This window comes from Bradyrhizobium sp. LeoA1Lang (assembly GCF_055413685.1).
The window spans coordinates 1-14,526 of the sequence record NZ_JBVAPG010000185.1 but is presented as its reverse complement, the minus strand read 5'-3'; the positions used below and the strand labels follow the sequence as shown (position 1 = coordinate 14,526).

The window sequence follows — 14,526 nt, the reverse complement described above, 5'->3', positions numbered from 1 at the left end:
GCAGATCTGGTCGCCAAGCGCGTCCTGGAGTTTGCGGACAAGCCGCGGATGCGAAGGAAGTTCGGTCATGGCAATCGCCCGCCATCGCTCACGCAGCGACGCGCTGAACGCGGCGCAGGTCGGACCGATAGCCAGGCGGGCAGACCCATCGAAGCTTGCCTGGTCGGCCGGCAGGATGCCGGCGACGCTCATGGTCTCGCCGATGAGCTCCACGCCGCCAAGGTGCGTCATCGGCCAGCCCGCCCGTTGCAGGATGCGTTCGAGCCGCACATCCGTTGCCGTGGCGATCTCGTCGAAGCCGTTCGACATCGACCACTCGATGATTCCCGCGAACATCGTCAGCGTGGCCTCGTGCAGGAACCGGCCTCCCCTCCCCTCGCCTCGCGTGTCGACGCAAAAGCGTGAACTCTCGACCATGGTGGATTTGCCCCGTAGCCGGCCGCCCGGGAGCAGTTGCGGGAAGGTCCACGACAACATGGTTGGGCCCGTGCTCGGAAGCAGACGGGCACAGCCGGCGACGTCGCCGCGGTCGGTCAGGGCCAGGATGTAGGTCGGGTCGAGGGCGTCGTATTCATCGCGCTCGCGGCCGTACTCGATCTTTACCCGCCAACCGAGCCGGCCAGCGAACACCCGGGCGCGCAACTGATGCATCTCATCGAGCAGAGACCCCAATCCGCCGTTTTCGTTAGCATCAATGGCAATTGCTTGCATTCGCCGAATCCCCCGTCGCGTTCTGGTGAACGGAGGCAAGTCAGCATCAAGCGCGGGTTCATGTCCCCTGTAGCATTAACGGGGGCTGTTGTTGGCTGTCGCCGAAACTGGCGCCGCCTCTCGCGCCTTTGCGCGGCACTCTTGCCGTCGCAGAATCCGACTGATGCGGAGGCGCCTGCTATAGTCTCGTGCTTAACGCTCCGGCGGCGACACTGAGGGAAACCAGTTCCAGGTTCTCGAAGCCACCTGTCGCGAGGGCAGTCTCAGCGATCTTCCGCCCGCGTTTTCTCGATCGCCGTCTCGATCGAGTCTTTCGTGTCGGAACCGCTGGGCGCTCGCGCGACGCCCGCCACACCGCACGGCTATTCTCCAATGAGGATGATCTCTCTCCTGAGAGACGCCGGCGAGCCCTCTAAGGGTTGTCGCGCGGCACTAAAACCGCGTCAGCAGGAAATCGAAGGTTGCTTCCCCGCCCCGTCGCCTCGCGCAGTCCGAGCTCCGCGACCAAGGCACCACCGCTCTCGCCGTTCTGGCCGAGAGCGGCGATCATGGCCGCCACGGTTCGGGGTGGTTGGCGCGCAGGTAGTCAGTTGCTGCCTCCGCCGTGGGAAACGTCGCCAGTTGCTGCGGCGCTTCGTCCGGCCGCTGTGCCTGCCGGACGACTGTGACTTGGTCTGCGTCGAAACAGACGGACGGGCGCTCGCGGAATCTCAGCCATTCTGCTTGCTTCGCTTCGGCCAATGCGCAGGCCGCATCGTAATTATCCGCGATGCCGAGATGAGTCGAACGGTCCCACGCCCCGCCATTCAGGCACCGCACCTCGATGCGGCCATCCGACAAGGTGACGCCGTAAGGACGATCCCACCATGCATCGAGCTCCGCCTTGCTTCGTGCCTCATTCGGCGTCGCGTTGAAGGCCTTCGGCAGCTTGGGGTCCAGCGGAATCCGCTTTGGCATTGTGTCCCTCTGATCAGGACAACAATGCCACAGGGCGGGCCAAGTTGGGATAGCTGAATTTTGGCCATGCGGGTTGATCCATGTAGCTGGTCTTTTGCGGGAGACGCCACGACTGGCGATAACAGTGCCTTTGGTACGGTCGACCCTGATCCGACCCGATACACTCTATAGAATCCCCCACGCCCGGTATCGTTCTCGCCCGGTCGCCTCGCGCAGGCCGAGTTCGCCGACCAGGTCCTGCGCGGCGCGCGGTGTAATCTTGAGCTCCGCCGCTATCATGCCGGCCGAGACGATCGGCTGGGTCAGCACGTAATCAAGCAGCTCAGGCAGCCGAGAGGTGGATCGGCGGCCCATGAGCTTGCGGGCGAGCAGGTTTTTTGCGCTCAGCCAGCGGTCGTGATCTTTCAGCCCCGCCTCGGCCGCGGCCACGATCGCCTCGAGCTGCACGGCGAGTCGGCAGGCCGCGTCCCGTGGTCGCCGCCGCTCGCGCGGGATGGCTTTGAACCCGTCGTGCAGACAGGGCAGATGGCAGCGCGCCTTGCCGCGGTCCCGCAACAGCGCTGCGGCTAAGAGCCGGCCGAGCCAGGGCGTATGCTCCAGCGGGTTGATCGCGCTCCAGGCCTCGAGCGCGATTGTTGCCGCCAAGGCCGGCGGCAGTGCGCGGCTTGCCGCAACAATCGCGCGCCACTCGTCGAGACGGGCGTCCTCGTCCCAGTCCAGATCGTAGACCAGCGGGTCGCGTTCCAGGCGCGTGAGGTGCGGACCACGTGTTTCACGAGCGAGGGTTCGGTCGGCTTCCGCGATCGCGGCGTCGACTGCGGCAAAGGCAGCGGCGAGCCCCTCATCGATCTCGCTGGCGCCCGAGACCAACACAGCGCCCTCGTCGTCTGCTGTCTCGCCTTCATTGACGCCGAGCTCTCGCCTCTCGAGGCCCAGCCTCTCTTTCGGGTCGCCCTTTCCTTCCCGGCCGCACAGACCGGCAAGGCCGGCTGCCGACAGCGCCCAGTCGGGCTTTTCCGCCGCGATCCGCCGACGCGCGCGCAGTACGGCGTGCGCCCGGGTGAGCTATGGGTCGGGGTGCGGACGTCCACGTGTGCGTCGTGGAGAACGAGATCTTCCAAGTGGACGAGCTCGCCTTCGAGCCATAGGCAGGCCGCGGCATCGGTGAAGTGGGTGCGTGCGATCCAGCCGTCGCGGATCGGGCTTTTGGCGAGGCGCTCGTCGAGGCGGGCCAAAGAATCCTCGGCGGCGGCGAGCGGGCCGCCGATGGCGGCCCAAGGCAGCGGATCGGGAATCTGGTAGCTGGAAGGCAATGTCGATGCTCCCTCAATCGCAAATCCGGCGTCTTGGGCTGTTCAAGAAATTCGAGGCTTCCGACCAGTAGGTTGGTTCCTTAGTCGCTCGCACACGGCAATATGCCGTAAACTGTCGCTTTCACTTCCCAATTTCAACGGCGAAAACGTCATATGTTGTTTAGGTTTAGGGTCTAAAGCGAGCTGAATTTTCCGCTAGCGATTTCAGTGACCGCTCGAATTGCCGCACCGACCCCAAATCCGAACAACCGCGTCTGCGTCTGCGCCGCCATCGGAGGAGGCGTGGCTGGCGGCGCGCCGCGTTGCGCGCGAACTCGACAGGATCCTCGATGAGGCAGACCCGCATCGAACGGCGGTCGATCGGGCGGCCGCCGAGCTGCGCCTCTCGACGCGGCAAGTCTATAATTTGCTGGCGCGCTATCGCGTCGACCGACGGGTGTCGTCGCTGCTGCCGCGCACGAACGGCGCGAGGAAAAAGCGGCTCGCGATGAAGTCGAGGAAATTGTCGCGGCGACCTTGCAAGCGCAATGGTTGACGCTGGAGGCGCCGCCGCTTGCGCCTGTCGTGGCCGAAATCCGCGCCCGTTGCGAGGAGGCCGGGCTGGCTGCGCCCTCCTACGGCGCTGTCGACCGCCGCATTCCGTCGCTGTTCAGCCCTGAAGAAATCGCCAAGAAGCGGTCGGCGAACCCGAAGCATCTGCTGCGGCTCAAATCGAGACCCGGATATATCCGCGCGTCGAAGCCGCTGGAGGTTTGTCAGATCGATCACACGCCCACAGACATCCAGTTCGTGGAGGTCGTGGAGGGCGAAGGCGTCTTCGTCGGCAGGGCGTACCTGACCCTCGTCGCGGATGTGGCGACGCGCAGCATACTCGGGTTCTGCCTGACCCTCGAAAAGCCGTCGGCGCTGTCCGTCGCTCTATGCCACGCGCAGGCGATGTGCCCGAAGGAGGATTGGTTGGCCGCGCGCGGCATCGAGGATCGCTGGCCGATGTTCGGACGACCGCGGCAGCTCGTCACCGACTCCGCGAAAGAGTTCAAAGGGCGCGCTTTCCAGCGCGGCTGCGAGGACTATGGCATCCGCATTCGCTACCGCGATCGCGGCCGCGTCCATGAGGGCGGGGTGGTCGAACGGCTGCTCGGGAAGCTCAATGCCGTACTCGCGATGCACCCGGGGTCGACGGGTCGATCCGTGGCGGACCGCGATGGCTATCCCGCGGAGCGGCGCGCTCGGCTGAGTTTCGCCGACCTCGAGCGGTGCGTGGCGCTCGCCGTGATCGATCACAATCTGCAGCAGAATGCGAAGACGTTGAAGGCGCCGGCGGTGGAATGGGCGCAACACAGCCAGGATCTTCCGCGTTTCGAGGACGACCCGGCGCGGGTCGTGCTGGCGTTCCTGCCCGGAGCGGAGCGGCGGCTTTCGCCGCAAGGCGTCAGCCTGTTCGCGCTGGACTACTATTCGCCGTGGCTGGGCGGCCTGGTCCCGCGGCGCGACCGTCTCGGCCGGCTCGAGGTGCGATACGACCCCCGCGACATCAGCCACGTCTATGTCCGGGATCCGGAAACGAGGGAGTTTCGGTCCGTCGGGCGACGCGATGGGCGGCTCGCTCCGACGACGCTTTGGGAGCACGAAGGCGACCGCGCTCGTCGACGCGCCGTGAACGCGCGATCGGACACGGAGAAGGTGAAGTTTCAACGTCGGATCGCCGAGATCGTCGGCGGATCGAAGCCGTCGAAGGTCGAACTGCGCGATGCCGTGCGCCGGACTCTCGCGGCCGAGGCTGGCAAACCCTATGAGGCCATGCGCCCGTCGGCGCCTGCCAGTCCAGCCGAATGTTCGGTCCGCGAAAAGCGCGGGTTGCCGGTCGAGGATTGGTGAGATGGTCGACCATCTGCTCGATCATGTTCGCCCGTATCTCGACTGTAGCCTGGAGGACCGCATCGCCTATATCCGGGCGCCGCGTTGGATCGGACACCACGGTGCAAGGCAGGCGCTCGAGCGGCTGAAAGAATTGCTGTGCCGGCCTCCGTCGTTGCGCACTCGCGGTCTGATGCTGGTCGGGCCCTACGCCAACGGCAAGACGATGATCGCCGAGCGCTTCGCCGTCGCGCATCTGAAAGCCTGCGAGTCGCAGCGGGTGTGGGTGCTCCAGACGCGCGAGGGCGCCGGACTCGCACACTTCTACGGAAGCATCCTGCGCGCACTGCGCGCGCCGACGGGAAACAGCCGGGACGTCGGCCGCAAGGCCGAGCAGGTCGATCATCTGCTGGACGGCCTGAAACCTAAAGTCCTGATTTTCGACGAATTCCACAACGCGCTGCGCGGCCGATCGCGCGACGTGGAGGCGGTGTTGGCGTTCCTGCGACGGATCGGCCGTCAGTTCGACATATCGTCGGTTCTGATCGGCGAGGTCGCGGTGTACGATTTCATCAACGCGACCGACGAAATGGCGAGCCGGTTCCAACTGCTCGCCGCGCCGCGATGGCGCTATGACGAGGAGTTCCTCGCGCTCCTCGACAGTCTGGAAAGCGCCCTGCCGCTCCCGCGCCGTTCCGATCTGTCGGAAGAGAAACTCGCGCGAGAGATCTTCCGGCTTTCGGAAGGGTTGATCGGCGAGATCGTGGCGATCATCACGACGGCGGCGGTCGCGGCGGCGAGGTCCGGCGCGGAGCGGATCACCCAAGCCTTAATCGACGAGCTGGATTACGTCCCGGTGTCGCGACGCCGCGGCGCGCGGCTGCGCGATGATCTGCTGTGAGCGGCGGATCGGGGTTCGCCATTGAGATCCGCGAACGATACCAGGATGTCGTTGGGGATCGGTGGCCAGCGGCCGTCGACCCGCAGCCCGACGAGTTGCTGTCGAGCTGGCTCCATCGCCTCGCGATCGCGAACGGCGTCGCGCCGCGGGCTTTCGCCGGCGTGCTCGGACCGGGCGGCGGGATGTGGTCCCCCAGCCTCGATCTGCGCCTTTCCCAAGACCTCGCGGCCTGGCTCGGCGTTCGGACGGGTGTTGCGCCCGAGGCGATATCGGAGATGGCGATGACGGATGGGGCGTTGGCGCCGCTTCTGCTGCCCTTACGTGACACCACGCGCCGTAGCCGTTCGACTTGGATCCAGTATTGCGCTTTGTGTCTTGCCGATGATCGCGCTCCTTATTTCCGGCGGTCATGGCGACTCGCGTCGCGGATATCCTGCTTCCGGCATGGCTGCGGGCTGCGGGACCGATGTCCCGCCTGCCGCAGCGGGATAGCGCCGTTCGCTCAGACGGAGTTGATCCCGCAATATGTCTGCGTGCGCTGCGGTTTCGACTTGCGCCGCGGAGCCAAGATATCGGTCGAGGCGGCGGCACAGCGGTTGGAGCGGTCGATTGACGATATCTGCAAGGCGGAAATCGCCAAGAGTTCGTCGGCGATCCACGAATGGGTCGCGCGCCTGCTGCGCGTTCCAGTCCTCGCCGGCGTCGGCTCTGGTCGGCCGCTCGCCAACCTGTCGGCGTCGGCGCGAATCCGTTGCTTCGAGCAGCTCGCGCAAAGGGCCGACGATAGGCTCATGGCCGCTGGGGCCGCTGCCTTCGTCCGGCGCCGTCGACCAACAATGGCCGCAGGCGGCAGTGACGGGTTGATCGCGCGTTTCGCGGATTTCATCGACGCGCGTCAGGGATCGCCGCGGTCTGCGCGAGCGCAGCCGCCTGGCGTCGACCTCGCGGCTTTGCTGGCGGCCTATGTTCGCGCCGTTGGCGACGGCTCGCGCTCGAAGCTTCGGGGCGTCGACCTGCACAACACTCTGGCGGTCGACGCCTCGGGTGTGCGCGTCTCGGCGACGCCCGCGCGCCTCGCGGAGTCGCCGACGCGAACGCGGGCCGAGATCACTACGCGCTCACAAGACGCCCCACGCCCGATATCGTCCGCGGCCCGTCGCCTCGCGCAGGCCCAGCTCGGCCACCAGATTCTGGGCGGCACGGGGCGTGATGTCGAGCTCTTTGGCGATCATGCCGGCTGAGACCAACGGCCTTGCGATTACGAACTCGATGAGCTCCGGCAGCCGCGACGTGGAGCGGCGGCCGTCGAGTTTTCGCAGGAGCAGCGTGCGGGCGAGGAGCCAGCGGTCGTGCTGCTTCAATCCCTCTTCGGCCGCCGCGGCGATCGTCTCGAGCTCGGCGACGAGGCGTGTCGCCGCGTCGCGGTTTCGGCGACGCTCGCGTGGCACGGCCTTCGCGCCCTCGGCGAGGCAGGGCAGATGCGCGCGGGTCTTGCTGCGGTCGCGCAGCAACGCGCCGGTGAGCAGGCGGCCGAGGCCGGGCGCGCGCGGCAAAGGCTCGATCGCGCTCCAGGCCTCGTGGACAAGCGCGGCGGCGAGGGCCGGCGGCAGGTCGCGGGTCTGATCGATGATCGCCCGCCATTCCGCGAGGCGCGCGTCCTCGTCCCAGTCGAGGTCGTAGATGAGCGGATCGCGCTCGCCGGCGGCTGGCGCGGGTGGACGCCGCTCGCCGGCGAGGGTTTTGTCGGCCTGGGCGATGGCCGCGTCGACCGAGGCGAACAGTTCCGAAAGTTCCTCGTCGTCGGCGTTCGGCAGATCGAACGCCTCGTCGTGCTCGACCGGTTCGGGGTCTTCGACCTCGGGATCCGATGTATCCACCGCCCCTGCCCTGCCCCGCAGCGCCTCAAGACCGGCGGGCGACAGCGCCCAGTCGGGTGCGGCGTCGGCGATGCGCCGGCGCGCGCGCAAGATGGCATGGGCGCGCGCGAGTTCGTGGGTGGGCGCGCGGATGTCCATGCCGGCGTCGTGCAGCACGAGGTCTTCGATGTGGACGAGCTCGCCCTCGAGCCACAGCGCGGCGGCGGCGTCGGCGAAGTCGGTTCTCGTGATCCAGCCGTCGCGAATGGGGCTTGTTCGCAGCCGCTCGTCGAGCCGCGCCAGCGCGTCTTCGGCGCGCACCAGCGGCCGCGCGAGCTCGCGCCACGGCAGCGGATCGGGAAGGTGGGCGCTCAAGGGGGGCATCGGGTGGCCGGCTTGGCAGATGAGGTTCGCTCATGACGGAAGTTTTTCCCTCGCTGAAATCGCAAGGTGAAAAGCCGGCGCCGATTTTCCGCTAAGCGTTGCAAATTGAAATCGCTAACGGAAAGCGACATAAACGCAGCCGGTTCGCGCCACTAGGCACCGGTTCACGAAACTAAGCCCGCCGACACAAGGCCTTGATAACCTTAGAGACTATCGCTCGAACGGAAGCTATCAGACCAATCGCTTCCGTCACAGCGATTGCTCTCGCCCTGCGGATCCTTTTGTTGATCGTGTTGGACGTCCGGCGCGAGCCGCCGCCGCCGTCGTACGACGCATGGTAGCGCATCTTACCACTCACCTCGCAACCCTACTCAATCCTTACCAGCCGGCCGGCCGACGAATACGTTGGCTCTCAGCGAATGCATCTCATCGAGCATAGACCCCTCTGCCATGCAGATTCGCGTCAATCGCGATTGCCAACATTCGCCGAATCCTGCGTTGCGACGGAGCAAGTCAGCATGGTGATGAGAGCTTCGTATCCTTCGTTGGATTAACCGGGTGGGCCGAGTCGCGGTGAGTCGCGCTTTCGGTGTCGGATTTGGTCGGTTGGCAGCTCGAGTCGGGGGCAGTAGGGGTCATTTGACTGTAGCATTAACGGGGTCGGAAAACGACGCGGGCGCACTCCGAGATTGCTTGCAAGTCTACGATAAGATTGGGCGATTCCTAACGAATCATTCCCTCGTTCCATGCGATCGCGAACGGCCGTTAAGATGCTGTTAACCTTAAACTACTTGCCAGACAGCCCGAATCCCCCATACTGGCGCCTGATCGGCGCATTTTGTCATTTATGGCGCCATTTTCTTAGGCGGATGGATTCGGATGGGACTGCTCCCGACATTCGAGTTTGACGAGAAAATCCTCTCCCAAGGCGACGAGATCTCGCGGAAGCTCGATCAGCTTCGCCTGGAGAAATTTCCTCCGGACGCGAAGAAGACGCTGCGTCTCTTCCCGATGTCGGAAGTCGCCCATTATCTCGGCATTACTCCGAACAACCTCAAGAGGCTACATCTCGAAAAAAAAGGTCCGGAGCCTACCATCGCGACTGGCGGTCGGCGCTTGTACACGGCCGAACAGATGATCGAGCTCCGGCACTACCTTGATAAGAACGGTCGATCCGACGCGAAAAAATACGTTCCGTTCCGCAAGCCCGGCGAGAAGCTCCAGGTGATCGCCGTCGTCAATTTCAAAGGCGGATCCGGGAAGACCACGACGGCTGCTCATCTCAGCCAGCACTTGGCGCTGACTGGACATCGTGTACTAGCAATCGACCTCGATCCGCAGGCCTCGCTCTCTGCGCTTCACGGCTTTCAGCCGGAGCTCGATCGAAATCCATCACTTTACGACGCGATCCGGTACGACGAAAAGCGTCGGCCAGTCGCCAGCGTCATTCTGCCGACCAACTTCCCTTTGCTCGATATCATCCCAGCGAATCTTGAGCTTCAGGAATACGAGTACGACACGCCCCTCTCGATGCAGAGCTCGAACGAGGGAAAGCGGTTCTATGAACGCCTCGGCCGGGCGCTTGAGGAAGTGGACGATCGATTCGATGTGGTGGTTATCGATTGCCCGCCCCAGCTCGGCTTCCTGACATTGACGGCGCTGACCGCTGCCACATCTGTTCTGATCACGGTGCATCCGCAGATGCTTGACCTCATGTCCATGAGCCAATTCTTGCTCATGCTTGGAAACTTCGTGAGGGCTATCCGAGAGAAGGGCGCGGCGGTCAAGATCGATTGGCTCCGCTATCTGATCACCCGATACGAACCCACGGATGTTCCGCAGACCCAAATGCTCGGCTTCATGCAGTCGATGCTAGCCGAGGAGATCCTCAAGAACCCCATGCTGAAGTCGACCGCCATCTCGGATGCAGGGCTGACGAAGCAGACCCTCTATGAGGTCGAGCGCGGCAGCTTCAATCGGGATACCTACGATCGCGCTGTTGAGGCGCTGGACGCAGTGAATTTCGAGATTCAGGCGCTCATCCACCGGGCGTGGGGGCGTCTGTAATGTTGACCGCAGTCAAAACCGCCGAAAACCTCTGCGACTTCAAGAGCCTAAGGCAAAATAAGAGGCTTGGTCATGGCTCGTAAAAACCCCTTCGCCAACATTCTTGACGATCAGCGGCATGTCGTTGAGGACGTCGCCGCCGATCAAAAGCGGCCGTCCCGCCCGGTGTCTGACTATGCGGCCAAGGGCGCGTCGCGCTCGCTCCTCAAGTCGATCGATGAGCTTGCGGCGAGGGCTGACAAGCTCGTAGAGGGCGAAACGGTCGTTGAGCTCGAGCCCGACTTGATCGACGCTTCGTTCGTCCGCGATCGTCGTGCTGACGACGAAGCCGAATTCAACCAGCTGCTGGAGCGAATCCGCGAGCGCGGCCAGGACTCCCCTATTCTGGTCAGGCCGAATCCAAAGTCGGCCGGCCGCTACATGGTGGTCTTCGGACATCGCCGCTGGAAAGTCGCTCAGGCCCTCGGCCGAAAGGTGCGAGCCGTCGTCAAGGACATCGAGGATCGAGACCATGTGCTTGCGCTTGGTCAAGAGAACGCTGCACGTGCGGACGTTCCGTTCATCGATCGCGCCCTCTTCGCCGCCGACGTTGTGCGCTTTCGCTACGACGACGACAACGCAATCATTCTGAGCGCGCTCTCGATCGACCGGACGACACTCTCAAAGATGCTGTCGGTCGCGGGCCTGCCCTCCCCCATCTTGGATGCCATAGGCCAAGCGAAGAACGTCGGCCGGGATCGCTGGTATGAGTTGAAGCTGCTGCTCGATAGTCCGGCAAACCAGGAGCGCGCTCTCGAGACTATTCGGGAGGATGCCTTCTCCGCGCTGTCGAGTGATGCACGGTTCGACTTCCTGGTTCGCAAATTGAAGTCGAAGCCGTCGCGCAAGCAGAACCAGACAAGTAAGCGAAGCTGGACACCCCAGGATAATGCGCTCTCGGCGGAAATTTCGGCCGAGGGAAAGAAGTTCACGTTGGCGCTCAAGGCAAAGACGTCTGACGCCCGCGCGTTCGGCGAGTATCTGTCGGAAAACCTCGATCAACTTTACGAAGCTTTCCACAGAGAGACGATCTCACAGGAGACTGGAGGCTAATCCCGCAAAAGAAAAAGGCCCCCGAAACGAGGTTCCGGAAGCCCTTCTCTGTTATGTTTGGCGACTGGCAGAATCCCACTTCCGCGAATCGGTGTCAAGTCCAACGAACGCAGTAATGCGCTCGTTTTTGGAGGGCTGACTTCTTTTGCCTAGCGACAGGTGAAGGAAAATGCAGACACCCATATCAACGACGCCCTTTGGGCGGCGGCCGATGACGCTCGGCATGATTTCAAGCCAGCTGGCCGCGAAGGCAAAACCTGAGATGGCCATTGTTCACAAATGGCACGTCTTTCAGCACATCAAGGAGGCGCGCCAGGTTCTCGGCGCAACCGACCGTGCGCTCACGATTCTGCACGCGCTGTTGTCATTCCATCCCGAGACCGTGCTCGAGGCAAACAGCGAGTTGATCGTCTGGCCCTCCAACGAGCAGTTGATGGCGCGGGCCAACGGGATGCCGCCGACAACGCTGCGCCGGCATCTCGCCGTCCTGGTCGACTGCGGTCTGATCATTCGCAGGGACAGCCCGAACGGCAAGCGCTTTGCGCGCAAAGGGCATGGCGGAGAAATCGAGCAGGCCTATGGCTTTGACCTGGCGCCGATGGTGGCTCGTGCCGAGGAGTACAAGACGCTCGCGGAAACCGTCCAGGTCGAGAAGAAGGCGTTCCGCGTAGCCAAGGAGCGCCTGACCATCCTGCGCCGGGACATCGTGAAGATGATCGAAGCCGGTGTTCAGGAGGGCGTGCCGGGAAACTGGAAGCGGTTTCTGCAGGCTTACCAAGGGATCGCCGGGCGGATTCCCCGGACTGCACCACGGCAGCTCCTGGAGAGCATCGGCGGCGAGATGGAAACGCTCTGGCGCGAGATCCGTGAGCTGTTGGAAACGTTTGCGAAAACACAGAATCTGGACGCCAATGAGTCCCATTCTGGTCGCCACATACAGAATTCAAACCCAGATATTCCATCTGAATCTGAAAGAAGCCTGCCAAGGGAGAACGAAGCGGGCGGCAACGCCGCGGCGAACCACAACCTGCGGAGCTTGCCGAAACGCGAGCTGCCGCTCGGAATTGTGCTGGATGCCTGCCCCAACATGCGCTGGCTGATCAAAGGCGGCGAAATCCGGCACTGGAAGGATTTGCTGGCCGCGGCGGAGCTTGCCCGGCCGATGCTGGGGATCAGCCCGAGCGCCTGGCACGACGCGCGGGCGGTGCTCGGCGACCAGCAGGCCGCGATCACGCTGGCCGCGATCCACCAGAAAGCGGACCAGATCAGCAGCGCCGGCGGCTATCTGCGCAGCCTGACCGACCGTGCCAAGGACGGGAAATTCTCGGTCTGGCCGATGATCATGGCCTTGCTGCGTGCCAAGCTCGACGGGGCGAAGCCACTACCGCCACCCGCGGGCGGTCCCGCCAGATTCGAGCCGGGGAAGCCTAGCCAAACGGGCGCCTTTCAGGCCAGCGCCGAATTGCGCGCCTCACTGTCGAGGCGGCCGAAATGACCCGAAACCGCGCCAGGAATGACTCCGTCGTTGGAGACGACTCGGCTACGGTTTCCGGGCAGAGATGGGGGAGGGCGATTTGACCGGAGAGACGACATCCGTCGGCGGCGCGATTGCGGCAGCGCTTGAACGGGCCGAGAAGCTGCGCAGCCTCAGCGACCGCCCGGCTCGGGTGCGGATCATGACGATTTTTGGCGATGATCGCTCAGGTCTCGCGATCAACGCCCGCATCGCGGCACGAACCCCGGCGGAGCATCGCGCGCAGGAAGGCCTCGGGACACGGCGTATCCCCTGGGACGAGCTCGATGCCCGCGCCGGCGAGATCGTGGCTTGGTGGACGAGGTGGTCGGCGAAATGACACTGGCCGTCCGAAACACCCCGCCATTGCCGCGGCCGAGCCGCTCGGAAGACGATCTTGAGCTTGCTGCGTTCGACGATCTGATCGACGAGATCGGGCAAACGATCACCCAGTCGGCACTTTTTGTGCTGGAGAAACATCCGGCGAAGCAGGTCTCACGGGAGCTGGGCAGCGAAGCTGCCATGTTAGCCGCACTGAAATTCGCGGCACTCGCGGCTTACACCGGCCATGTCGGACTGAACGACGCCCAGGACGAGCTCCAAATGGCGATGGGTGAGGTGATGAGGAATATGCGTGCGTCGCCTGAGTTGCCGCGTCGACCGAGCCTGAATTCGTGAGTGGAGAGGGGTACGGCTTGCGCGATTTCCGCTTCCCAGGCCAAAATGACGCGACCTGGCGAGGGGCGGAGGATCCAACATGCCACTACCGGCCCGCCTCCTTCCGCAAAGCTGCCCGTCGCTATCGGAGATCCGTCTGCGCGAAGTCGCTTTCCTTGTAGAGGAGCGGGATTCGGTAGGCCTTGGCGCAGGCATAGGCGAAGCAGTCCCCGAAATTGAGCTGCGCGGGATGGTCGACCAGGCAGCTATAGGTCTGCGCCGCTTCGAGGGCCTTGCGACCATATCCGGCGAGACGGACATTTCCTGGGCGCCGAGCGAGGTGACGAATTCCCGCACCGCGGTTTCCGCCTTGGCGAGGAGGGCGGCGTCGCGCGGTAAGCCGGTTTCGCGGGCGAGCTTCGCGGCAAGCGAAAGCGATGCGGACGCCTCGAACAATACGAGGGGTGAGACGAAGAAGCCCGTTTTCGAGCCGTTCAAGCGGCCGGCGAGCTCGGGCCCATCGGGTTCGCCGCCGAGAATAGCAACAATGGCCGAGGCATCGAGGAACATCAGACGCCCCACATCTCGTCGGTGAAGGCCTTCATGTCGAAATCGTCCGTGCCGGCAAGGCCGCGCTCCGCAGCGTTGGCCCGAATGCCAGCGACGATCGCGAGAGCATTGCCGATTCGTTGGCTCGGCAGCATATTCTCGGTTTGGCGCTTGATCTCGTGCTCCAGCGCGAGGCGCACGGCTTCTGTTTTGGTCCGCGAGCCTGTCATGGCCTGGAGCCGGCTGGCGAGGTCGTCGACCTGAGCGTCACGAATGAAGAGGGGCATGAGATATCTCCTCGAAGATATCTATCATATCCAGATTTGGATATCCAAATGGCCGCGGGGAACTGCCCGTCAGCTCCGTGGGCCGTCGTGTCCGGAGGAGGGGAGGGACTGTTCCCCGGTCACAGGCCCGCCGCTTTGGTGAGGTTGACCCGGAACCGGTCGCGCCGCCGTTGGTAGCGGCGGGTTTGCTCCGCGCTGGCATGGCCGAGCTGCTTCTGCACATAGCGCTCGTCGACCTCGGCCGAGGAGGCGAGACCGGCGCGCAGCGAATGGCCGGCGAACTTTTCCTCGCGTTCGCCTTCCGGCAGATCGGCGCGCACCCCGGCGGCCAGCGCCGCGCGTTTGACCAGCCGGGCGACCTGCTGGTCGGCCAGGCGATCCG

Annotated in this window: 10 protein-coding genes and 4 pseudogenes; 8 read left to right on the top strand and 6 right to left on the bottom strand. The window is 64.1% G+C overall.

Annotated features, from left to right (window positions below):
- Positions 1-88: 88 nt before the first annotated feature.
- The 3 genes and pseudogenes from traI to ACZYOF_RS36950 all read right to left on the bottom strand — a co-directional run bounded on the left by traI (position 89) and on the right by ACZYOF_RS36950 (position 2,981).
- Positions 89-711 (bottom strand): annotated as a pseudogene (gene traI / locus ACZYOF_RS36960) (acyl-homoserine-lactone synthase).
- A gap of 546 nt (positions 712-1,257) precedes the next feature.
- Positions 1,258-1,668 carry a hypothetical protein gene (locus ACZYOF_RS36955; RefSeq protein ID WP_463718845.1) on the bottom strand — a complete coding sequence of 137 codons (411 nt, stop codon included), beginning with the start codon at positions 1,666-1,668 and terminating at the stop codon, positions 1,258-1,260.
- Positions 1,669-1,833: 165 nt separating this feature from the next.
- Positions 1,834-2,981: pseudogene (locus ACZYOF_RS36950) on the bottom strand (RHE_PE00001 family protein).
- A gap of 238 nt (positions 2,982-3,219) precedes the next feature.
- Between ACZYOF_RS36950 and ACZYOF_RS36945 the strand changes: the two are divergent.
- From ACZYOF_RS36945 to ACZYOF_RS36935, 3 genes and pseudogenes are all read left to right on the top strand, one after another.
- Positions 3,220-4,859, top strand: a pseudogene (locus ACZYOF_RS36945) (Mu transposase C-terminal domain-containing protein).
- Between the two features lies 1 nt (position 4,860).
- A complete protein-coding gene (locus tag ACZYOF_RS36940) occupies positions 4,861-5,739 on the top strand; it encodes a TniB family NTP-binding protein (protein WP_463718844.1) in 879 nt (292 codons plus the stop codon).
- A pseudogene (locus tag ACZYOF_RS36935) lies at positions 5,736-6,185 on the top strand (TniQ family protein); the annotation flags it as partial. The gene ACZYOF_RS36940 and the pseudogene ACZYOF_RS36935, both read left to right, overlap by 4 nt.
- Before the next feature lie 672 nt (positions 6,186-6,857).
- Here the strand turns inward: ACZYOF_RS36935 and ACZYOF_RS36930 are convergent.
- Positions 6,858-7,979 (bottom strand): RHE_PE00001 family protein, encoded by a 1,122-nt coding sequence (locus ACZYOF_RS36930; RefSeq protein ID WP_463718843.1) that lies wholly within the window; start codon positions 7,977-7,979, stop codon positions 6,858-6,860.
- Positions 7,980-8,858: 879 nt separating this feature from the next.
- Here ACZYOF_RS36930 and repA point away from each other — a divergent pair.
- The 5 genes from repA (at position 8,859) to ACZYOF_RS36905 (ending at position 13,329) form a co-directional block, all read left to right on the top strand.
- Positions 8,859-10,046 (top strand): plasmid partitioning protein RepA, encoded by a 1,188-nt coding sequence (gene repA, locus ACZYOF_RS36925; protein ID WP_130584041.1) that lies wholly within the window; start codon positions 8,859-8,861, stop codon positions 10,044-10,046.
- A 72-nt stretch (positions 10,047-10,118) separates the two neighbouring features.
- Positions 10,119-11,138, top strand: a complete 1,020-nt coding sequence (gene repB, locus ACZYOF_RS36920) for a plasmid partitioning protein RepB (protein ID WP_463718846.1) — start codon at positions 10,119-10,121, stop codon at positions 11,136-11,138.
- A gap of 169 nt (positions 11,139-11,307) precedes the next feature.
- Positions 11,308-12,633 (top strand): plasmid replication protein RepC, encoded by a 1,326-nt coding sequence (gene repC / locus ACZYOF_RS36915; protein ID WP_463718842.1) that lies wholly within the window; start codon positions 11,308-11,310, stop codon positions 12,631-12,633.
- A gap of 79 nt (positions 12,634-12,712) precedes the next feature.
- Complete coding sequence (locus ACZYOF_RS36910; RefSeq protein WP_463718841.1) at positions 12,713-12,991, top strand: hypothetical protein; 279 nt, start codon at positions 12,713-12,715, stop codon at positions 12,989-12,991.
- Entirely contained in the window at positions 12,964-13,329 is a 366-nt protein-coding gene (locus ACZYOF_RS36905) for a hypothetical protein (protein ID WP_463718840.1), read from the top strand. Before ACZYOF_RS36910 ends, ACZYOF_RS36905 begins: the two co-directional genes overlap by 28 nt.
- Positions 13,330-13,877: 548 nt before the next feature.
- Here ACZYOF_RS36905 and ACZYOF_RS36900 read toward each other — a convergent pair.
- Together ACZYOF_RS36900 and ACZYOF_RS36895 are read right to left on the bottom strand one after the other, a co-directional pair.
- Complete coding sequence (locus tag ACZYOF_RS36900) at positions 13,878-14,144, bottom strand: type II toxin-antitoxin system VapB family antitoxin (protein ID WP_130584276.1); 267 nt, start codon at positions 14,142-14,144, stop codon at positions 13,878-13,880.
- A gap of 119 nt (positions 14,145-14,263) precedes the next feature.
- On the bottom strand, positions 14,264-14,526 hold a 263-nt coding region (locus ACZYOF_RS36895; protein ID WP_463718839.1), incomplete at its 5' end, for a tyrosine-type recombinase/integrase.